The organism is Flavobacterium antarcticum DSM 19726 (assembly GCF_000419685.1).
Classification (GTDB): Bacteria; Bacteroidota; Bacteroidia; order Flavobacteriales; family Flavobacteriaceae; genus Flavobacterium; species Flavobacterium antarcticum.
Map to the genome: position 1 here is coordinate 289967 of NZ_ATTM01000002.1, position 19759 is coordinate 309725.

Genomic DNA, 19759 nt, shown 5'->3' on the forward strand with positions numbered 1-19759 from the left:
AGAATGGTTTTTTCATTATTGCAGTAGTAATTTGGCTGTTGCCAAAAGAACGCCGACCATTCCTCCCACTACCGCTCCGTTGAGTCGGATGTATTGCAAATCACTTCCCACTTTCCCTTCTATTTGTTCCACCAATTCTTCGTTATTCAATTTAATCATACTCGACCGCACCATATTGCCAATTTCGCTGTGAAACTTAGTCAAAAGTGCCGAAATGGATTCTGTAATCCATGTATTGATTTTTCTTTGCGCTTCTTTATCATTTTGTAAATCAAGAACGATTCGGTTGAAATTGGTTTTAAAAAATTGCATCAGTGGCGTATCATCCGTATCCAGCTGGGATGCAAAAGTTTGTTTAAATTTGCGCACTAGATTTTGGACCGTCTGTTCTGTTTCCATGTAGGCAATCAATTTTGTTTTGATGTTATCCAGAATAAGCACTTCATTTTCGCGGCCGTTTACTAAATTTTGTGCGAATTCAATGATCCAATCGTCAAACTTAATTCGAATGGGATGTTGCGGATTTTCTTTGGCTTCCACTAACATTTCATTTGTTTTAAAAAGCAACTCCGCAGTCAAACTGTTTATATTCAGACCGCCTGTTTTCTGAGCAAGGAACATTGTTGTTTTTTTGAAAAAGCCTTGTTCTCCGTATTCTTTGATGGCTTCCTCTAATTTAGAAAGAATGAGTTCTTTTGTTTCGGCATTGTTGATGGATTTTTCACTTGCTTCAATTAAGAGTTCCCACAATTTATGGTGTTCTCCATTGTTCACTGCTTTTTCAAGGTAATTGCCTATTGGCGAAGCTAAATCCAAGTTGGTTATTTGACTGTTCAACATCTTTTGCAGCGTCGCTACAAACTCGGGATGGTCTAATTCTGTGGTCAGTTTCAAAGCAATTTCCCTGATAAAGCCAATGGATTTCTGTTGACTTTCGGGATTTTGAAGAAATTCCAGAATGGCGGATGCGATATCAACTTCGTTCAGCTTCTCTGAAATCACTTCGGGTGACAGCCATTCATTGGTTACCAAATCAACAATGCCTTCGGTCATTTTTTCTCTGTTTTTTACAATGATATTGGTATGTTTTCTAATGAAAGGAATTGGAATTTCGTGAAACAAAGCTCGCACAGCAAACCAGTCGGCTACGCCACCAATCGTTGCCGCTTCAAAACCGGCCTTTACAATGTGCCAACCGGAATGGGTCAAGATTTCCATATAAATGAGCACTTCAAAAACAAGCAATCCGGAGAAAGCAATTAGTAAAGAGGTAAATCCAAGGTTGTTTTTCATGTAACAGTGGTAATTTATTTTAAATGTAAGAAAAAAGTCACGAAAAGTAACTGAAAAAACGATAAAAATAGTTGTTTAATTTAGTAACGCACTGTATAGAAATAACGCTGAATTATGACTTTAAAACCGTTATGACATTGTAAACGTAATTCGCATTTTATGAGCAGCCTTTCGACTTATAATTCTTGGTTCATTCACTTTTTATAATTGAATACAAATTAAGTTAGCTGCAGTACGCTTTCTTTTTCTTCCTCAATGAAGGCTTTATATGACGTTATTTTTAAAATCAATTTAGATGTATAAATACATTCCTTTTTAAATTTTCTAACAATTAGTTATAAATAACAAAATAAAATCGACTAACTGCAGTATTTTTACATAAACAAAGCAGTTTTTTCAACAAATACCCTATATCACACATCGTGTTTGATTTGTTGAATCCGCATATTGCCATTGGCTAAATGGCAGCAAATAGGTAAGTTTACAAATTATTAACACAAATATATCTTTTATGAAAAAATTTACGCTATTGGTGTTGTTTTTTTTATCAGCAATCCTTACTGGATACGGTCAAGTTGCTGTAGGAACTAGTCTAAGCACGGGACAATATGCTCCATTCAATCCGTTTGCTAAGTATTCGTACGCTCAGACCATTTATTTAGGATCTGAAATTAATGCAGGAGGTTTCATCACATCCATTCAGTGGTATTATACCGGATCAGGTGCGTTGACAAACAGCCAGGATTTGACTATTTATTTTGCCGAAACAGGTAAAAGTAGTTTCACTTCATCTGCTGATTTCGTTCCATTATCAGAACTTACTCAAGTGTATACGGGCGGAATTACAACCGGAAGTACTCCAGGATGGAAAACCATCACGTTAACCACTCCCTTTGCTTTTGACGGTGGATCCAATTTAGTAGTTGCCGTAGACGAAAACATGGCCGAGTTTGACGCTTTTGCAGATAAATTCAGATTCAGCCCCGTAAGTACAGATCGAACTATTTATGTGTATGCGGATGAAATGAATATTGATCCTGCTAATCCAACAAATGATCCAAATGAACTTACTGTTCGTGGTTCAGGTTCTTTTGTTCCAAATATTATTTTAGGAGGTATTCAGCAAGCCTGTCCTGCTCCATCACTGATCACAGCAAATAATGCGACTGCAAGTGAAGCAACTATTAACTGGACTGCTGCTACAGGACAAACGGATTGGGAAGTATATGTGGTAACGGCAGGAAGTCCTGCTCCATCGGGTGCTACTTCAGGAGATCAGGTAACAGGTACGCCTACTTCTCTACAATCAAATTTAGCATCAGAAACAGATTATAGTGTATATGTAAGAAGTATGTGCTCAGAAACGATGGGAAGTGGCTGGACAGGTCCGATTAATTTCAGAACGCTTTGTCCTCCTTTTGGAAATTTTGATGAGAATTTTGATACCACTGCTACTGGTGCATTACCGCTTTGCTGGATTAAAACGATTGAATCAACAAGTGCAAGTGCCAACATATCTGTAATTAGCTACACGGTATCTTCAACGCCAAACACGGTGTTGATGTCAAATTCTGGTGATGCTAATGCACAAGTACTATTCGTAACACCTGCATTAGATGCGATTGGACTGGACACACATCAATTAAAATTTAAAGCTAGAGGTGGTGCTAATAATCAAGTCTTGATCATGGGTACAATGAGTGATCCAAAAGATCCAACAACCTTTGTAACCTTACAAACAATTGCATTGACTAATGTCTACAAAGATTATTTATTAACTTTAAATACTTCTACAACTGCGAGTCACATCGCTTTTAAACATGGTTTAGGCGGAACGTTTCGTAGCATTTATATTGATGACGTGAAATGGGAAGAAAGCCCAACTACAGTCCCAGATTGCATTACTGAATTTATGGCTACACCTGCGAGCGGTTGTGGAAATTTTGCAACTGCTTTCACATGGACTCCTGTTGCAACTGCAAGTGGCTACACCATTTCAATTGCAACCACACCTAACGGAACTGATTTAGGTATTAACGATTTAGATCTTTCAACGGCACTTACCTATTCTTACGTGGGAGCTCCAAATACCACTTATTACTACAAGATTAAAGCATATAACTTGAATGGAACCCAAGATTGTTGGGAAGATACGTTTACAACCTATGAATTTGGATGTTACTGTGGTTCATTACCAACTTCAAATCACGGAGCTGGAATTTCAAATGTTCAAATTGGGAACGCGAACTTTCCTGTGACAGACGTATATCATGCGGACTTTATCACCGGGACTGCCTTACCTTTAACAAGAGGCGTTAATAATGTAATGAATATTGAATTTTCAACAGGATCTCCTTACTATACTACGATTTGGATTGATTACAACAACGACTTTAACTTTGATGTATCTGAAATTGCTTATACAGGTCAAGTCATGTCAAATCTTATCCCTTCGCTTTTAAACACTTCGTTTGACATTCCTCTAACAGCGCAATTGGGCGAACACCGAATGCGAGTACTTTCAACTTACGCGAACGCTACACCAGCAAATCCATGTTACAGCGGTACTTATGGCGTATCATTAGACTTTAAAGTAACGATTCTTGAAGCACCAACGTGTTTTCCACCGACAATGAATACCGTTTCGGATATTACGGCAACTTCTGCGAAGTTAGAATGGATTTCAGAAGCACCTTCTGTAAATGTGGAATATGGCATAACAGGCTTTACACAAGGAACGGGCCTAGTTAGTAGTGATGTAACAGCTGAGACAGTTACTTTAAACAACTTAACTGCTCAAACTTCTTACGTGTATTATATTCAAGCAAACTGTGGTTCTACGAATTTAAGTCCATGGAACGGACCGTATGCATTCAAAACAGCTTGTAGCAGTTTTGGTGATTTTACTGAAAATTTCACAGTAGAAAATACAGTACCTTCTGTAGAATGCTGGTATACGCTTAAAAACAGTACTTCAGCATCAGCATATGTTCAAATTAGTGCTAGTTCTGATTATGTACAGCTTTCAAATTCTGGTGATGCCGCTGCAGCATTGTATCTAATTACACCGTCGTTAACCGCTTTACCGCTTAGTACACACCGCGTAAAATTCACAGCAAAAGGATCAGCAGGTACAAGTATTATGGTTGGTACGATGGCGAATCCAAGTGTAGAAGGTACTTTTACCAATGTACAAACCCTTCCTTTAACAACAACTTTTACTGAATATTCAGTATCGTTTACTGCTGCAACAACCAACGCTCACGTTGCGTTTAAATTTGTAGGAACAGGAACGTACCAAACCGTAAGTATTGACGATGTAATATGGGAAGCAATACCTTCTTGTCTTAAACCTTCAGCTCCAACAGCCACTAACGTAACGACCACTACGGCAACCATTAACTGGACGGCATCAGTTCCAGCGCCTGCAAATGGATACGATTATTTTTATACGACAGATTTGGCTTTGGTACCAAACGTGGCTACAACGCCATCAGGAACCGTTGGTGCAGGAATTACTACTGCAAATTTAACAAATTTGGCTACGGGTGCTATTCACCGCCTTTTTGTAAGAAGTATTTGCAATGCAAATGACCTTAGTGTTTGGAGTAATGCAGGTTTATTGACCACAGATTGTGTGACTGCAACTTTACCATACACGATTAATTTTGAAAATGCAGTAGTACCAAACTTACCGACTTGTACGACAGGTCAAGTACTTGGTTTTGGAAATTCTTGGGCGACTGAATCACTATCTAATTTCGGTTTTAACAGTAAAGTTCTTTCATTTGAATGGGCGTTCTACGATGCAAATGCATGGTTCTACACAAACAAGGTAACGTTAGTTGCAGGAACAACGTATTCGATATCTTACGAGTATGGAAATGACGATGACCTTTATACTGAAAAATTAAAAGTAGCCTTCGGAACTACGGCAAATGCTGCCGCAATGACTACTGAAATTGCCAATCATTCAGCGATTAATCAAGGTACATTGCAATCCAATATCGCGACGTTTACCCCAACAGCAAGTGGTGAATATGTAATTGGATTTCAAGCGTATTCGGATGAATTTCAAAGTTTGTTGTTTGTAGATAACATTGTAATTCAAGAAGCGTTAGGATCAAACGGATTTGAAAACAATTCATTTACAGCGTACCCAAATCCGGTACAAGATGTGTTGAATTTGAATTATACTACGACTATTTCTACTGTAGCAGTTTACAATCTTTTAGGACAACAAGTTTTATCCGTAAATCTGAATGCAAACAAGGGTCAAGTTAACATGTCCGAATTAGCTGCGGGAACTTATTTAGTTAAGGTACAAGCAGAAAACGAAATGAAGACTTTTAAAGTGATTAAAAAATAAGTTTTTTATTTTAAGACTTTTTTCAAGCCACCTTCGGGTGGCTTTTTTTTGCTCTAAAAAAAGCGGATCCGTACCGTTTGTGAAACTAGCTATTATTCTGCTAACAAATCCTCCATCTGCTTACTGAATTTCTCAGAAGCATAATTCGCAAAATTTTCATGGTGAAAGCGAATCTTTCCCTTTTTATCTAACACAACGGTTGTTGGTAAACTACCCGTATAAATAGCATAAGGGATGTAGGAATTTGATGTCTGAAGCGGAAACGAAAATTGCTCGTTCTCCATATAGTTTTTTGCTTTTGAAATGTCCTTGTCTTGGTTGATCATTAAAAAATAGACGTTTGGATTGTCTTTAAATTTCGAATATAGTTTCTCAATGGAAGGAAATTCAGCACGACAAGGTCCACACCAAGAAGCCCAAAAATTAATAAAAACGACTTTACCTCTTAATTCAATTGTATTTTGAACCGTACCGTCTTGGTTCACAAAATCAAAATCATTTGATTGAGCAAGTTCTGCCGTGGTACTTTCATTTTCAATTTTAGCATTGAAAATTCCTGTTAACATTATTTTCTGCAATACCCAGGCTTTGGCATCCGGATTCACCATAATAGTGACAAATGCAATTACCATGAGAAGGGAACCACCATGTTTTTTAATAAATTGAATCGCCTTTTGCTTCGTAGATAGTGGCTTGGAGTTATTATCGGAATTCATTTCAGATTTTATTTAGTGCAGAAAGTCCGTTGTTTTATAAGTACGGCACTTCCTTGTTATTTTTCAAATTTGCCTCTAATTAAAGGAATTTACGATTTCCCACTTCAATTATACCAAAACATTCAATTTTGTTTAACATTAAAAACATATTGATAAACAGAAAATATAATTTATCTTTGCATACAAATCAAACTGACTACGTAATTTTAGTTGGAAAAAGATGTTCAGTATCGTTACTAATTTGATTCTTTAAATACTTATAAAATAAAATTTTGAAGGCACCTCTTTTCGGTCCTTTTCAAAAATAAAAATCAGCTCTATGGAAGACAAAAAACCGGATAATGTGGTGTATTCAAAAACCGAAGGCTACAACGCCCATTTATTGCCTTATGCGACAAGTGTTGGTGCACCAGCCATCAGAATTGACGACTTGGTATCGTGGAAAAGTCGAGGAATTACGGCAGTAAATAAAGAGTTTGAGGCAAAGTTCAACGACTTAAAACTGCAATATGAAAGTCTGATTCAAGAATTTGAATGGAATGAAATCGTCTACAATTCTAAATTTTCTTTTGAACCTGTATTTGGCGAGATGTATCATTTATACCGCGGTAAAGATGGTTTAAATTTCCTTTCGCTGATTGGTCCAGACGAATGGAACAGAGAACACATCGGCACGTTCAAGATGAACAGTGATAAGAAATGGTTGCATTTGTATTAGTTTTTACCTAGATAATTAAAAAAAAACAGCATCTCTGAAAGGTAAAAGTCTACTTCTCAAAGATGCTGTTCGTTCAGCTCAATTCAATCCAGCTGCTTTCGTTCGTTCACTATTTGATTCGTATAGCGAATTCTTCCATAGGGTTTCTTACTTTTTTCATCGTAGAAAGCCAATCGCGTTGTTTGTCGCTGTAGCCCATATACAATAAAGTTACACTTTTTAAACCCCGTTTTTCTAATTCCAAAACGTCGTCAATTCGCTTATTGTCGAAGCCTTCCGCAGGCGTAGTGTCTATTTTAAGTTCCGCCGCTTGAGCCATTGCCAATACTAAACCAATATACGATTGCTTCGCTGCATGGTTAAAATGCGCTTCTTTTGACTGATTGCCGTACATTTCCTTTATCTTATCCGTGTACGAATTGAACCTGCCTTGTGGCAAATCCCGCTCCTCAGTTGTTCGGTCGTAAATCGCATCTATTCGTTCAGGCGTATATTCATTCCACGCGGCAAAAACCAAGACGTGTGAACATTCTACCATGCATTCCGGATTAAGCGATCCATCCACCAATTGCGCTCGAATTGCTGGATTTTCAACAACAAGTACTCTAAATTGCTGCAATCCAGATGAGGTCGGTGCTAATCGGGCTGCTTCTAAAATTTTTTGTAAGTCTTCTTCGCTTACTTTTTTTGTGGGGTCGTATGCTTTCGTGGCATGGCGCCAATTCAAATTTTCAATTAAACTCATAACTCTTGTTTTTCAATTTTTGTAATGTTAAGAATTAATTAGAGAAAAGAGTTTTAAAGTTTTATTAAAAAGAATCAGCGTGCTGTAATTAGTTCCTGATTCAAAATAGAATTAGCCACTAGAATTTTATAGCAAATTAATGAAGTCGTTGCTAAATGATTCTATGTTTGAAATAAACAAAAGACTTTTAACGAAGTACCATTTAAATTACTAGCTTTACTCTAAATTAGTTATACTTAAAAATTTGCTAATTAAGAAAAATACCATCAACGCCAAAAAATCAAATTATGAAACGACGAGACAGCGAACGCATTCATCCTTATTCCAACACACTATTTCGTGAGTTGGGCATTTTCGATTTACAAGGTGTTTTAAAAAAGGATTCCCTTTATCAGTGCGGAGTTGAGAATTATCAAGTGAATAAAATAAGCGAAATAGATTTTGGGATTTTACAAAACGAGGTTGAAATAGCACGATACTATTTCTGCCAGCACTTGCAAATTCCCTACTACACCATTATTTCAGTGGTTGAAAAGCAATGCTTTAAAATATTCAACACTTTTCTCATTGAAAGCAAAATAATATTTCAAGAAGAATGCCAACTCACAATTTCTGAATTTATTGTGTGGTGGCGCGACCGACAACCTTACACCCAAACAAAACCCATGTACGATGCCGCTGATCGAATTAAAAACAGTATGATAGATTGTGTTTTATTTGAAAACAAACTGGCTTGGGGTGTAAACATTGATGGATTTTCATTCAAAGAAAATCAACACGTAGTTAATGCCATTTACGAGAAACGAATTTGCACCTGCAAAACGGCTTACAATGTTTCTAATTACGATCCCAACAAGTATTTTTTTGGTACAACCGAACGTAAAGGCGATTTTCCTTCATGGAATGTGCTCGGAAATTTAGCGCGAACACTAAGCTGTCGACTCTTCTTACTTACTTTTGACACCAGCGATCATTCTCAGGTGGGTGTTACGCGAATTACAAATATTTCGAAGGAAAATGGCCTTACTTATTTGAATGATGCAAAACCGTACCATACCATTTTTGAAAATAATTCAGAAGAATTAAAGCTTTGGATGCATGCTCGAATGTGACTATTTTGTCCATTGATCGGCCATTGCCTTTGCCATTCCTTCAAAGGTCTTGCTTCGCATCGTGCGTCGTTCGGCATCACTTTTAGAAAGTGTCAAAGCATCAGAATACCATTTCGGCAAACTTTTCCCACTGCTCAAAACAAGTCGCTCTCCCTTTCCTACCACATTAGTGGGCTCTAATAGCGGAAGGTTTTTTAACCACAAACACGTCGCTTTTGAGGCTTCGTCACCAAACATCCAGGGATGCACTGTTTGGTTTGGTTTTCGGTAGCGGGTACTGACAATTCCTACTGGATTTTCGACCGCAATTCGTTCAATTGGAGCTTCAAGCAATTTTATGAAAAAGGCAAGTGCTTCTTCCCGATCCACGGCACGATTTGGAAATCGTGGATGGGGCCGTCTTTGGTCAAAAGGCATATCGCTGTCGTCCGGATGGTAATACCAACGCGCTCCACTTACCGCCAAAAAAGTACACGGCGGATGTGCAATCATCATATCCCAACTTCCTTTTATTTTTATAATATCGCCATTTTGAACCGCACCTCCTTTATTTTCAATGACTTCAAAAACATCGTGGTGAAAATGCCATTCCGGATGTCCTCCACTGCAAGGCAATAAATCACAACTGAATGCCTCATGACCAAGAAGCCGTAATTCTTTAGTAACTGCCTGACTTTCTTCGCATGCCACAAGTATTTTCATAGTCAAATTGGGAGATAAATGGTTTGTACGGTAGTATTGTATTAAAATAAATTAAATTTTGATGCACTGTATTGCGCACTAAAATTCGACTAACAAATATAAACAAACAGGCGAAAAACAACCTATGAATTCCTGATTAAAATGACTTTTTTAGTAATTGGATTATAAATAAACCCTTGGAAAATAATTTCATACGAAAACGAAGCGTTCCCTTAAAAATAATGCAAAATAAATTATTTGTGCTCCTTATCATTAGCTTTCAAACTGATTCTTAAAATAAGTATCTTGCACCACTTACCGCTAAATGCCATGCCTGTACATTTATTTAAAATTAAAACGCTTTACATTCTATCGTTTCTACTTTGGATTACCATTTCTGGAGTTAGCTTTTCACAAATAAAACTGGTTTCTTGGAATGTTGAAAATCTTGGCCAATCAAAGTCGGAACAAGAAATTAAATTCATCGCGCAAACCTTGAAAAATTATGATGTGGTGGCACTGCAAGAAGTCGTGGCAGGTTATGGAGGTATTCAAGCGGTTGCAAAACTAGCGGACGAATTGAATCGGACGGGTTCTAAATGGGATTATGAAATTAGCGAACCTACTTCGAGTAGTGCCTACAAAACAGAACGCTACGCTTTTTTGTGGAAAACGGCTGCTGTAAAGAAAATAGGTACAGCTTGGCTTGAACAAACGTATGCGTTGGAAATTGACCGCGAGCCTTTTTACAGCACCTTTGAATATAAAAACAAATCGTTTACGGTGGTAAATTTTCACGCCATAACAAAAAAGAGACAACCCGAAACCGAAATAAAATACTTCAAATTTCTTCCCGCCTTATATTCTGATTTGAACTTGATTTTTGTAGGCGATTTCAATTGTCCCCAATCCAACTCGGTTTTTAATCCTTTGAAAAAAATAGGTTATGTACCTTTACTTATCGATCAGAAAACAACTTTGAAAAAGCAGGTAAAACACGGTGAATACTTAGCCTCTGAATTTGATAATATGTTTTACGCACCAAAAGTAACTAAAATAAACGGCGGCGTTCTTCGGTTTTATGAACACTTCTGTTCTTTAGCGGAAGCCCGAAAAGTTTCGGACCACATTCCAATTTGGATGGAGTTTTCGTTCAATTAATTATTTTTTAAAGGTGAATTATTTCTCGTACTAGCGCTCTAATTCTACCACTCGATTCCAAAACTTATTTTCGAATTCTTCTTTCGGTGCGATACGAATACCGATAGGCCCGTTTTACCACTTGCGTAAAAGTGATAAAAAACAAGCCGATGATAAAGGCATAATTTTTCGGCCAACTACCAAGTGGAGCATAAACAATGGCATAAATCATCAAACCAAGAAGCAATGTCCAAACGCTTAATGTAACGATAAAAACCCATCTCTTACTTGATTTCATGGTTGCTTCTTTCTGTTAAAGTGATAAAAAAAGCAATTTACGAATAAATCAATACTATTGATTTCCCTACTCAAATCTTTTTTACACTAAATACATCCTCGATAAACTTATCAACAATTTAATTTTCAATTTGTTGATTACTAATTAATCAAACAAGACTAAAAAGTCTTTTTAATATATAGATTTGTCGTGAATCCTTCAAAATTATAACTCATGAATCAATTTGTAATCAAAAGAAACGGCGAATATGTACCCTTTGAATTCTTTAAAATTGAAGAAGCCATTCGAAAGGCGTTTGAAAGTGCTTCTATTCCTTTCGACGAAAAACTTATTTCGCTGATTTTTCAACAACTCAACAATCAAACCACTTGGGCCGTTGAAGAAATTCAAGATAAAATTGAAAAATTATTGTTTGAATGCAATCACTATGAAGTCATGCGTTCGTTTATGTTGTACCGACATACGCGGAAAATGCAGCGCGAACACGTTTTGGGAACAACCGATTCCACTACTTATGTGGACAGTACACAAACCATTGAAGAATACATTCGTCAAACCGACTGGCGAATTAATGCCAATGCGAATACGTCCTACTCCAATGCTGGATTAGTGAATAATGTGGCTGGAAAAGTGATCGCCAATTATTGGTTGGATAAAGTCTATTCCCCTGAAGAAGGCGCTTCGCATCGAACAGGTTCTTTGCACATTCACGATTTAGATTGTTTGACTGGTTATTGTGCAGGTTGGAGTTTGCGTGTTTTACTAAACGACGGATTTAACGGCGTCCGGGGTCGTGTTGAAAGTCGGCCTCCGAATCATTTTAGAGAAGCCTTGGGGCAAATGGCAAACTTTCTTGGAATCTTGCAAAGTGAATGGGCTGGAGCACAAGCATTCAGTTCGTTTGATACTTATTTAGCGCCTTATGTGTTCAAGGATAATTTGAGCTACGAGGATGTTTTGAAAGCCGTTCGAAGTTTTGTTTACAATTTAAATGTTCCCGCTCGTTGGGGTCAATCTCCGTTTACCAATATCACTTTGGATTGGGTCGTTCCAGATGATTTAAAAGTACAAGTTCCTACAAGAAGCGACAATCATCTTTTCAAAGATATTAAAAACGAATCCTTACTTCAAAGAGCACAAGAACGAGGTGTAGCTGATTTAATAGAAATGCGTTACGAACATTTTCAACCTGAAATGAATACTATAAATAAAGCGTATTATACTGTAATGACCGAAGGTGACGCTCATGGCCAACCGTTTACATTCCCAATTCCAACTGTGAATATTACAGAAGATTTCGATTGGTATGGAGAAAACACCGATATTTTATTTGAAAATACAGCAAAAATTGGTTCTTCTTATTTCCAAAACTTCATCGGAAGTCAATACTTATTCGATGAAAACGGAAATAAAGTCGAAAATCCGGAAGCCTATAAACCCAATGCCGTACGAAGTATGTGTTGCCGATTGCAACTTGATTTGCGTGAATTACTAAAACGGGGTAATGGCTTGTTTGGAAGTGCGGAAATGACAGGAAGTATTGGCGTAGTTACAATCAACATGGCAAGACTCGGTTATTTGAACAAAGGAAATCTACCTGAATTATATATCCAATTGGAACATTTGCTTGATTTGGCACAATCGACTTTAGAGAAAAAACGCATCTTTATTCAAGAAATGTACGACCGCGGCTTATTTCCGTACACAAAACGCTATTTGCCTCATTTCAGAAACCACTTTTCAACCATTGGTGTAAACGGAATGAACGAAATGGTGACGAATTTCACCAACGGAACACACGACATCGTATCTGATTTTGGTATGGAAATGACCACTGAAATTTTGGAATTCATCCGTACAAAAATGAAGCAATACCAAGAAGAAACAGGGAATCTTTACAACCTTGAAGCCACTCCTGCAGAAGGAACAACCTATCGTTTTGCAAAAGAAGACAAGAAACGATATGCTGATATTCTGCAAGCCGGTCAAGGGGAAAATATTTATTATACCAATAGTTCGCAACTTCCTGTGGATTATACAAAAGACCCTTTTGAAGCTTTAATGCTACAAGACCAATTGCAATGTAAATACACCGGCGGAACCGTTTTGCATCTTTATATGAACGAAAAATTGAGCTCTGTGGAAGCGTGTCGGAATTTTGTAAAGAAGGTTATAACCAACTTCAAACTGCCTTACATTACGGTAACTCCTGTTTTTAGCGTTTGTCCAAAACACGGCTATTTGAACGGCGAACATGAATTTTGCCCTAAATGTGATACTGAATTATTAAATCAACTAAATATAGAACAACATGAAAACACAAATCATTGAAAATGCATTATTGCCAACTGAAAAAAGAACCAGATGTCTGGTTTATACACGTGTAATGGGTTATCACAGACCCGTAGAAAGTTTCAACATTGGAAAAAAAGGCGAACACAGACAACGCACTCATTTTACAGAATCCAACTAGCGAATTTCTGTTCAAAAAAGCGATTCACAGTATTACACCTTTCACCTTATTGGATTATCCGGACAAAACCGCTTGTATTTTGTGGTTTTCGGGTTGCAATATGAAATGTGGCTACTGCTATAATCCTGAAATAGTTTTCGGAAAAGGAATTATTTCCTTTTCCGAACTCTTTTCTTTTTTGAAAAAGCGAATCGGACTTTTAGATGCTGTCGTTTTTAGTGGTGGCGAATGTTTGCTGCACAAAGACATTGTTGAAGTCGTAAGAAGAGTGAAACAAATGGGTTTTTCGGTGAAAATTGATACCAACGGTAGTAAACCTTTAGTGCTAGAAAAGTTGCTAACAGAAAAGCTAATTGATTACGTAGCAATGGATTTTAAAGGCACAAAAGAAAAATTTCAAAACATTGCAAAATTAGATAGTTACGAACGGTTTATGAACTGTTTACTTCAGTTAAAAAAAAGTAGTATTCCATTTGAAATTCGCACCACTTTTCATTCCGAATTATTGACAAAAGCTGATATTTTAGAAATGCAAAATGTTCTCGAAAACGAAGGTTACACCAATCCATTTTATGTTCAAAATTTCAGAAGATATCAAAGTACAATTGAGCCACTGCCCGATTCTATTCCGCTAAATGAAACAAATCTTTCGTCGAATATGACCAAAATCATATTCCGATGAATGGAATTGCCTAACTTTGCACAAATTTCAACTATGTTTTCAAAGACGTGTGAATACGCCATTCGAGCTACAATTTATATTGCATCAGAATCTTCTGACGGCAAACGTTGTGGTATTAAGGAAATTGCACGAAAAATTGAATCTCCTGAACCTTTTACCGGAAAAATTTTACAGCGATTAGTGAAAGCAAACATCATTCATTCCATCAAAGGAAATGGCGGTGGTTTTGAAATTCCGCAAGAAGAATTTACGAAAATTAAGATGGAGGACATCGTCAGAGCTATTGACGGTGATGATTTGTTCAACCGTTGCAGCTTGGGTTTGCACGAATGTTCAGACGACCAACCATGTCCCTTTCACCACAAGTACAAGCCAATTCGCGAGAATTTGAAAAAGACTTTACGCGATACTTCATTAGCGGATTTGATTTTGAAATTCAATTCTGGTGATACGTATTTGAAATTGTAAAAAAAATTACCAATTTAGAAGACAAAAAACTCTTTTATTATGACTGAATTGCAACAAAGTATTCTCACTTTAAAAAAGAAAAAGAACGCCGTTATTTTAGCCCATTATTACCAAGAAAAAGGCATTCAAGAAATTGCTGATTTTGTTGGTGATAGTTTGCAATTATCTCAAAAAGCAGCCACTGTTGACGCTGACATCATTGTTTTTGCAGGTGTTTACTTTATGGCAGAAACCGCAAAAATTGTGAATCCAACAAAGAAAGTTTTGGTTCCCGATTTGAAAGCGGGATGTTCATTAGCTGATGGTTGTCCACCCGATGCATTCAAAGCGTTTCTCGCACAATATCCCAACCATAAAGTAGTGACGTACATCAATTGTACCGCTGAAATCAAGACGTTGACGGATATTGTTTGTACTTCTTCGAATGCAAAAAGGGTGATTGACACAATTCCGCTTGACCAACCGATTATTTTTGCACCCGATAAAAATTTAGGCAAATACTTAATTGCTGAAACCGGTCGCGACATGGTTTTATGGGAAGGTTCATGCATTGTCCATGAAGCATTTTCATTAGAGAAATTAGTGGAATTGTATAAACTAAATCCTACTGCGAAAATCGTTGCACATCCCGAATCAGAGACGCATATTTTGCAAGTCGCTCATTATGTCGGTTCCACTTCCGGTATGTTGAACTATGTAAAAGCAAGTGAAGCACAAGAATTTATAGTCGCAACGGAAGCGGGAATTTTGCACCAAATGCAATTTGAAAATCCAGCAAAAACGTTGATTCCTGCTCCTTCAAAAGAAGACAACACATGTGCTTGTAGCGAATGTGCATTTATGAAAATCAATACGTTACAGAAATTATATGATTGTTTACTTTCAGAACAACCCGAAGTACTTTTGAGTGAAGAAGTGATTGAAAAAGCATTGATTCCTATCGAACGAATGTTGGCCATAAACTAATTTCTATGAAAATTTCCACAGACGTTGTAATTGTCGGAACGGGCTTAGCAGGCTTGTCGTTGGCAAAATATTTAAGTGAAATTAATCCGAAAACTTCCATTCTTTTATTGAGTAAAACGACTTTGGATGAATGCAACACCTATTATGCACAAGGTGGAATTGCAGTCGTTCATGATTTCATTAAAGACAGTTACGAACAACATATTGCCGACACAATTGCAGCCGGAAAAGGATTGTGCGACGAAGAAGTCGTAAAACATGTTATCACGAGTGCTCCTGCCCGATTGCAAGAATTACTATCGTGGGGCGTTGAATTGGATAAAAATGACTCTGGCGCTTTAGATTTAGGTCTTGAAGGCGGACATTCACAAAACCGGATTGTACATCACAAAGACCAAACGGGATGGGAATTGGAAACAAAATTAATTCAAGTCGTTCAAAATCTACCAAATGTCTCGATTCAAACTTCCTTTTTCGCAACGGATTTAGTTGTAGAACATGAAAAATGTGTTGGAATTATTGGTTATAATAGTGAAAATGAATCGGTTTTTATAAATGCGAAAGCTACTGTTTTAGCAACAGGCGGTTCAGGACAAGTTTTTTCTACCACTTCGAATTCTTCTGTAGCAACAGGTGACGGTATTGCCATGGCTCTTCGTGCTAAAGTTAAAATTGAAAACATGCAGTATGTTCAATTTCATCCCACGGCTGTTTACGAACCTGAAAACGAACAAGCTTTTTTAATTACGGAAGCGATTCGTGGTTTTGGCGCTCATATTCTGAATAGAAAAAGGGAACGTTTTTTACAGAAAGTCCATCCGGATACCGAACTAGCGACTCGCGATATTGTTTCAAAAGCGATTTGTGACGAAATGCATAAAGAAAATTCAGACAATGTATGGCTTGATTTAAGTCATTTGAATCCAAAGGAGTTGCGTCTTAAATTTCCAAAAATCACCAACTATTGCAAACAGAAAAACTGGGATTTTACTATCGATTTAATTCCAATTCGACCTGCAGCTCATTACCAATGTGGGGGTATAACGGTGGATCAATTTGGAGCTACTTCAATGAATAATCTATTTGCCATTGGCGAATGCAGTCACACTGGACTACATGGCTCCAACAGATTAGCATCCAATTCGTTATTAGAAGCGGTCGTTTATTCGCATGATTTAGCGGGACGCCTTTCCATTTTATTGAAATCAGCAGTCTTTCGTTTTTCGATAGAACCTGAAATTACTTACCAAGAAATTGGTAGAAATGACGTTGGATTTTTTAGAAGTGAATTAAAAAATATCATGAATTATGATTCGGTTTATGGTTCGGATGAAGTGATTTTCGAAAGTACAAAAGCGGTTCTTTTGCTTGCAAAGCAGTTTGAAAATAAATTTCCAAATTATTCCGAAAATCCTCATTTGTGTGAAACATATAATTTAATTCAAACTGCGGTTTTGATTTTAAGCCAAAAAGCAATTGACGTAACGCTTATTTCAAATACAAGTTCAAGTATAAATCAGCCTTATATAATTTTGTAAATCAACAATCTATGGCTACATTTCCACAAATCCGCACCCGACATTTCTTTGTTTTTTTAGTGTGTTGCTTTTTAACCTACAGTTTTTGGATTTATTCGGTGCCGTATTTTAAGCCTAATCAATTGACTTCACGCGAGCAAAATTTAGTAAGTGAAGGCCGATTGGTTTTGCAAAAATACAATTGCCATACGTGTCATCAGATTTATGGTTTGGGCGGTTATTTGGGGCCTGATTTGACGAACGTATATTCACGAAGAAACCAAAATGAAGACTATTTAAAAGCCATAATTCATTCAGGTGTTCGGCAAATGCCTGCTTTTAAAATGTCGGAACTAGAAATGACTTCTCTTTTGGCGTTCTTGAAAAATTTAGACGCCACAGGAAACGCGGATGTTACGAAGTACCAACCGGAATCGATAGGAACTTTTACGCTTACAAAATAATGAAAAATACAGGTATTTGGTTTGTCAGAATTGCTTTTGTGCTGCTGATTGCAGGACTGCTTTTTGGTCATTTGGCTTCGGAATCCTACAATCAAACTACTGCTAAAGATGGCGTGATGGGATTCTTATCGCTTCGGCCGTTGCATGTGAGTTGTGCTTATTTGGGAATTATTTCAGCTGGAATTGGATTTGTCAGTATGATTTTACAAAGTAGAAAAAGTACCACTTTTGGTCGGCGATTGCAATATATTCAATTGGCTCTATGGGTTTTGGCCTTAACGGGAATTTTTCACAGTTACTTTACTGGAAATTTTGGTGGACGGGAATATTGGGAATTCGATCCAATCTGGGCGATTCCGTTGTTTTTATCTTTTATTGTTTTTCTGATTTATTTTCTACATCAAGTGGAACTGAAAGAAAAATGGCCCGTTTATCAGTGGATGTGGCTCACGGGAATCATCTTTTTCATCTTCACTTTCGTTGAAAATTATTTATGGGTGATTCCGTATTTTCGTGCTCAATTCATCACGGATATGACGATTCAGTGGAAAGTAAATGGCTCGCTAGTGGGTGCTGTAAACCAATTGATTTATGGCGTTGCGTTTTATTTGATGGAAAAAATTAGTGGTAATAACAAAACTTCCTTTCAGAAATTATCCTACGCTTTTTACTTTCTCGGGCTTTTTAATTTGATGTTCAATTGGGGTCATCATATTTACTTGTTGCCAACCGAAAAGTACATTCATTACATTGCTTACGGCGTAAGTATGACGGAATGGATTATCCTTTTGCGTATTTTTTACAAATGGAGTGGACAAATCAAAGAAAACAAACAACATTACTTTTTCTTTCCGTACCGTTTTTTAATGGCGGCAGATTATTGGGTCATTATCAATTTGGCAATGGGTATTTTGATGTCCATTCCTGCAATTAATTTGTACACCCATGGAACGCATATTACCGTCGGACACGCTATGGGAACGACGATTGGCATTAATGTGATGATTATCTTGGCTTCGGCATTTTACTTTTTCAAACCTTCATTTAAAAATGGTAAAGCACTGAAATTTAACTCCACGTTGTTCTGGATTGTTCAAGGCACTTTATTTTTATTTCTAATTTCCTTAATGGGAATGGGTGTGCATCGTGCAATTTGGCAAGCGGGATTATCAACTGATTCGTTTTCCCAAATGATGGACGGTTCAAAAACGTGGTCGCTTTCCTTTATTACTGCCGGCTTACTTTTAGCGGTTTCGATGGGTTATTTCTTTGTTTATATACTGGTGCAATCCTGGCGAAAAAACCGTTGTCCTGCGGATTGAAATAAGTGTAAGTTTGTTAATAATTGTTCTATCTTTGCAAGTCATCAATTCCGCATCGCTATGTTTTCAAAATCATGTAATTACGCCATTAAAGCAAGCATTTTTATTGCGAAATATTCGTTGGAAAACGAGAAGGTCGGCTTTGTTGATGTGGCCAAAGAAATCGATTCCCCTCAGGCTTTTACGGCTAAAATCTTGCAAATTTTAGTAAAGGCAGGGATTATTGATTCCGTAAAAGGCGTGAATGGTGGCTTTTATATTCCTATGCGAAGAATTGCTGCTACTTATTTAGTACAAATCGTCCACGCTATTGATGGAGATGCTGTTTTCAGCGGCTGTGGATTGGGACTAAATCAATGTGATGAAAACCATCCGTGTCCGGTTCATGATAAATTCAAAAGCATACGGGATGAACTTTCGGCTATGTTGCATACTACCAATTTGGAGGAATTGGCTTTGGGGATTAAATCTGGAACTACATTTTTGAAATCATAGTTAGTTTTGGAACGCGGATGAATGCGGATGACGCAGATTTACGCGGATTTTTAAAATTGATTTGTTGTTGAGCGTTTTGGAACGCAGATGTGAGAAATTCGAGAAATTTGCACGGAGTTTTTAATTCAAGAATTATCTTTTACACAGATTAGAATAATTTATATGCTTTTTTTGAGTTGCTGTTTTGTGAGCGATTTTGGAACGCAGATTTGAGAAATTCGAGAAATTGACACGGATTTTTTTGGAGTACTTTGATAAACATAATTCGCAAGAAAGGGTTTACACAGATTGCACAAATTT

The 19759-nt window shown here is 37.1% G+C and carries 18 protein-coding genes; 13 read left to right on the forward strand and 5 right to left on the reverse strand.

What is annotated here, in order from left to right; genetic code table 11:
• Nucleotides 1-15: 15 nt before the first annotated feature.
• Nucleotides 16-1293, reverse strand: coding sequence for a DUF445 domain-containing protein (locus YWA_RS0104395; RefSeq protein WP_022827286.1), 1278 nt, complete (start codon nucleotides 1291-1293; stop codon nucleotides 16-18).
• 511 nt (nucleotides 1294-1804) lie between these two features.
• Here YWA_RS0104395 and YWA_RS0104400 point away from each other — a divergent pair.
• A complete protein-coding gene (locus tag YWA_RS0104400) occupies nucleotides 1805-5662 on the forward strand; it encodes a T9SS type A sorting domain-containing protein (protein ID WP_022827287.1) in 3858 nt (1285 codons plus the stop codon).
• A gap of 92 nt (nucleotides 5663-5754) precedes the next feature.
• Here YWA_RS0104400 and YWA_RS0104405 read toward each other — a convergent pair whose 3' ends face one another.
• Complete coding sequence (locus tag YWA_RS0104405; RefSeq protein ID WP_022827288.1) at nucleotides 5755-6378, reverse strand: TlpA family protein disulfide reductase; 624 nt, start codon at nucleotides 6376-6378, stop codon at nucleotides 5755-5757.
• 319 nt (nucleotides 6379-6697) lie between these two features.
• Here YWA_RS0104405 and YWA_RS0104410 point away from each other — a divergent pair, with 319 nt between their 5' ends.
• A complete protein-coding gene (locus tag YWA_RS0104410) occupies nucleotides 6698-7096 on the forward strand; it encodes a DUF2452 domain-containing protein (RefSeq protein ID WP_022827289.1) in 399 nt (132 codons plus the stop codon).
• A gap of 109 nt (nucleotides 7097-7205) precedes the next feature.
• On the opposite strand, the gene YWA_RS0104415 is transcribed toward YWA_RS0104410, so the two are convergent.
• Nucleotides 7206-7841 carry an NAD(P)H-dependent oxidoreductase gene (locus tag YWA_RS0104415; RefSeq protein ID WP_022827290.1) on the reverse strand — a complete coding sequence of 212 codons (636 nt, stop codon included), beginning with the start codon at nucleotides 7839-7841 and terminating at the stop codon, nucleotides 7206-7208.
• 287 nt (nucleotides 7842-8128) lie between these two features.
• On the opposite strand from YWA_RS0104415, the gene YWA_RS0104420 reads away from it, so the two are divergent.
• Nucleotides 8129-8953: a hypothetical protein gene (locus tag YWA_RS0104420; protein ID WP_022827291.1), complete on the forward strand. Its 825-nt coding sequence runs from the start codon at nucleotides 8129-8131 to the stop codon at nucleotides 8951-8953.
• On the opposite strand, the gene YWA_RS0104425 is transcribed toward YWA_RS0104420, so the two are convergent.
• Complete coding sequence (locus YWA_RS0104425; RefSeq protein WP_022827292.1) at nucleotides 8954-9655, reverse strand: hypothetical protein; 702 nt, start codon at nucleotides 9653-9655, stop codon at nucleotides 8954-8956.
• 309 nt (nucleotides 9656-9964) lie between these two features.
• On the opposite strand from YWA_RS0104425, the gene YWA_RS0104430 reads away from it, so the two are divergent.
• On the forward strand, nucleotides 9965-10795 hold the full coding sequence (locus YWA_RS0104430) for an endonuclease/exonuclease/phosphatase family protein (RefSeq protein ID WP_022827293.1): 831 nt from the start codon (nucleotides 9965-9967) through the stop codon (nucleotides 10793-10795).
• A gap of 64 nt (nucleotides 10796-10859) precedes the next feature.
• Here the strand turns inward: YWA_RS0104430 and YWA_RS0104435 are convergent, their stop codons facing one another.
• Nucleotides 10860-11072, reverse strand: a complete 213-nt coding sequence (locus tag YWA_RS0104435; RefSeq protein ID WP_022827294.1) for a hypothetical protein — start codon at nucleotides 11070-11072, stop codon at nucleotides 10860-10862.
• Between the two features lie 213 nt (nucleotides 11073-11285).
• On the opposite strand from YWA_RS0104435, the gene YWA_RS0104440 reads away from it, so the two are divergent.
• The 9 genes from YWA_RS0104440 to YWA_RS0104475 are packed head-to-tail and all read left to right on the forward strand — an operon-like array spanning nucleotide 11286 to nucleotide 19459.
• Nucleotides 11286-13403, forward strand: a complete 2118-nt coding sequence (locus YWA_RS0104440) for a ribonucleoside triphosphate reductase (protein WP_022827295.1) — start codon at nucleotides 11286-11288, stop codon at nucleotides 13401-13403.
• Nucleotides 13384-13545, forward strand: a complete 162-nt coding sequence (gene nrdD, locus YWA_RS15850; RefSeq protein ID WP_157505300.1) for an anaerobic ribonucleoside-triphosphate reductase — start codon at nucleotides 13384-13386, stop codon at nucleotides 13543-13545. The genes YWA_RS0104440 and nrdD overlap by 20 nt, the downstream gene beginning before the upstream one ends.
• The gene (locus tag YWA_RS0104445; RefSeq protein WP_022827296.1) at nucleotides 13493-14227 is read left to right on the forward strand and encodes an anaerobic ribonucleoside-triphosphate reductase activating protein; all 735 of its coding nucleotides are present in this window, start codon (nucleotides 13493-13495) and stop codon (nucleotides 14225-14227) included. Before nrdD ends, YWA_RS0104445 begins: the two co-directional genes overlap by 53 nt.
• Nucleotides 14228-14695, forward strand: coding sequence for an RrF2 family transcriptional regulator (locus YWA_RS0104450; protein ID WP_022827297.1), 468 nt, complete (start codon nucleotides 14228-14230; stop codon nucleotides 14693-14695).
• A 39-nt stretch (nucleotides 14696-14734) separates the two neighbouring features.
• Nucleotides 14735-15661 (forward strand): quinolinate synthase NadA, encoded by a 927-nt coding sequence (nadA, locus tag YWA_RS0104455; RefSeq protein ID WP_022827298.1) that lies wholly within the window; start codon nucleotides 14735-14737, stop codon nucleotides 15659-15661.
• A 5-nt stretch (nucleotides 15662-15666) separates the two neighbouring features.
• Nucleotides 15667-17199, forward strand: coding sequence for an L-aspartate oxidase (locus tag YWA_RS14625; RefSeq protein WP_022827299.1), 1533 nt, complete (start codon nucleotides 15667-15669; stop codon nucleotides 17197-17199).
• A gap of 11 nt (nucleotides 17200-17210) precedes the next feature.
• A complete protein-coding gene (locus tag YWA_RS0104465; protein WP_022827300.1) occupies nucleotides 17211-17642 on the forward strand; it encodes a c-type cytochrome in 432 nt (143 codons plus the stop codon).
• Entirely contained in the window at nucleotides 17642-18964 is a 1323-nt protein-coding gene (locus YWA_RS14630) for a cbb3-type cytochrome c oxidase subunit I (protein WP_022827301.1), read from the forward strand. The genes YWA_RS0104465 and YWA_RS14630 overlap by 1 nt, the downstream gene beginning before the upstream one ends.
• A 60-nt stretch (nucleotides 18965-19024) precedes the next feature.
• The gene (locus YWA_RS0104475; RefSeq protein ID WP_022827302.1) at nucleotides 19025-19459 is read left to right on the forward strand and encodes an RrF2 family transcriptional regulator; all 435 of its coding nucleotides are present in this window, start codon (nucleotides 19025-19027) and stop codon (nucleotides 19457-19459) included.
• The last annotated feature ends 300 nt before the right edge of the window (nucleotides 19460-19759 follow it).

Excerpts from the sequence above, each read along its gene's own strand:
- YWA_RS0104440 (WP_022827295.1), top strand. The coding sequence starts at position 11,286 with ATGAATCAATTTGTAATCAAAAGAAACGGCGAATATGTACCCTTTGAA.
- YWA_RS0104450 (WP_022827297.1), top strand. The coding sequence starts at position 14,228 with ATGGAATTGCCTAACTTTGCACAAATTTCAACTATGTTTTCAAAGACG.
- YWA_RS0104435 (WP_022827294.1), bottom strand. The coding sequence starts at position 11,072 with ATGAAATCAAGTAAGAGATGGGTTTTTATCGTTACATTAAGCGTTTGG.
- YWA_RS0104400 (WP_022827287.1), top strand. The coding sequence starts at position 1,805 with ATGAAAAAATTTACGCTATTGGTGTTGTTTTTTTTATCAGCAATCCTT.
- YWA_RS14625 (WP_022827299.1), top strand. The coding sequence starts at position 15,667 with ATGAAAATTTCCACAGACGTTGTAATTGTCGGAACGGGCTTAGCAGGC.
- YWA_RS0104415 (WP_022827290.1), bottom strand. The coding sequence starts at position 7,841 with ATGAGTTTAATTGAAAATTTGAATTGGCGCCATGCCACGAAAGCATAC.
- nadA (WP_022827298.1), top strand. The coding sequence starts at position 14,735 with ATGACTGAATTGCAACAAAGTATTCTCACTTTAAAAAAGAAAAAGAAC.
- YWA_RS0104430 (WP_022827293.1), top strand. The coding sequence starts at position 9,965 with ATGCCTGTACATTTATTTAAAATTAAAACGCTTTACATTCTATCGTTT.
- YWA_RS0104425 (WP_022827292.1), bottom strand. The coding sequence starts at position 9,655 with ATGAAAATACTTGTGGCATGCGAAGAAAGTCAGGCAGTTACTAAAGAA.
- YWA_RS0104410 (WP_022827289.1), top strand. The coding sequence starts at position 6,698 with ATGGAAGACAAAAAACCGGATAATGTGGTGTATTCAAAAACCGAAGGC.
- YWA_RS0104475 (WP_022827302.1), top strand. The coding sequence starts at position 19,025 with ATGTTTTCAAAATCATGTAATTACGCCATTAAAGCAAGCATTTTTATT.
- YWA_RS14630 (WP_022827301.1), top strand. The coding sequence starts at position 17,642 with ATGAAAAATACAGGTATTTGGTTTGTCAGAATTGCTTTTGTGCTGCTG.
- YWA_RS0104405 (WP_022827288.1), bottom strand. The coding sequence starts at position 6,378 with ATGAATTCCGATAATAACTCCAAGCCACTATCTACGAAGCAAAAGGCG.
- YWA_RS0104465 (WP_022827300.1), top strand. The coding sequence starts at position 17,211 with ATGGCTACATTTCCACAAATCCGCACCCGACATTTCTTTGTTTTTTTA.
- YWA_RS0104395 (WP_022827286.1), bottom strand. The coding sequence starts at position 1,293 with ATGAAAAACAACCTTGGATTTACCTCTTTACTAATTGCTTTCTCCGGA.
- YWA_RS0104420 (WP_022827291.1), top strand. The coding sequence starts at position 8,129 with ATGAAACGACGAGACAGCGAACGCATTCATCCTTATTCCAACACACTA.
- nrdD (WP_157505300.1), top strand. The coding sequence starts at position 13,384 with ATGAAAACACAAATCATTGAAAATGCATTATTGCCAACTGAAAAAAGA.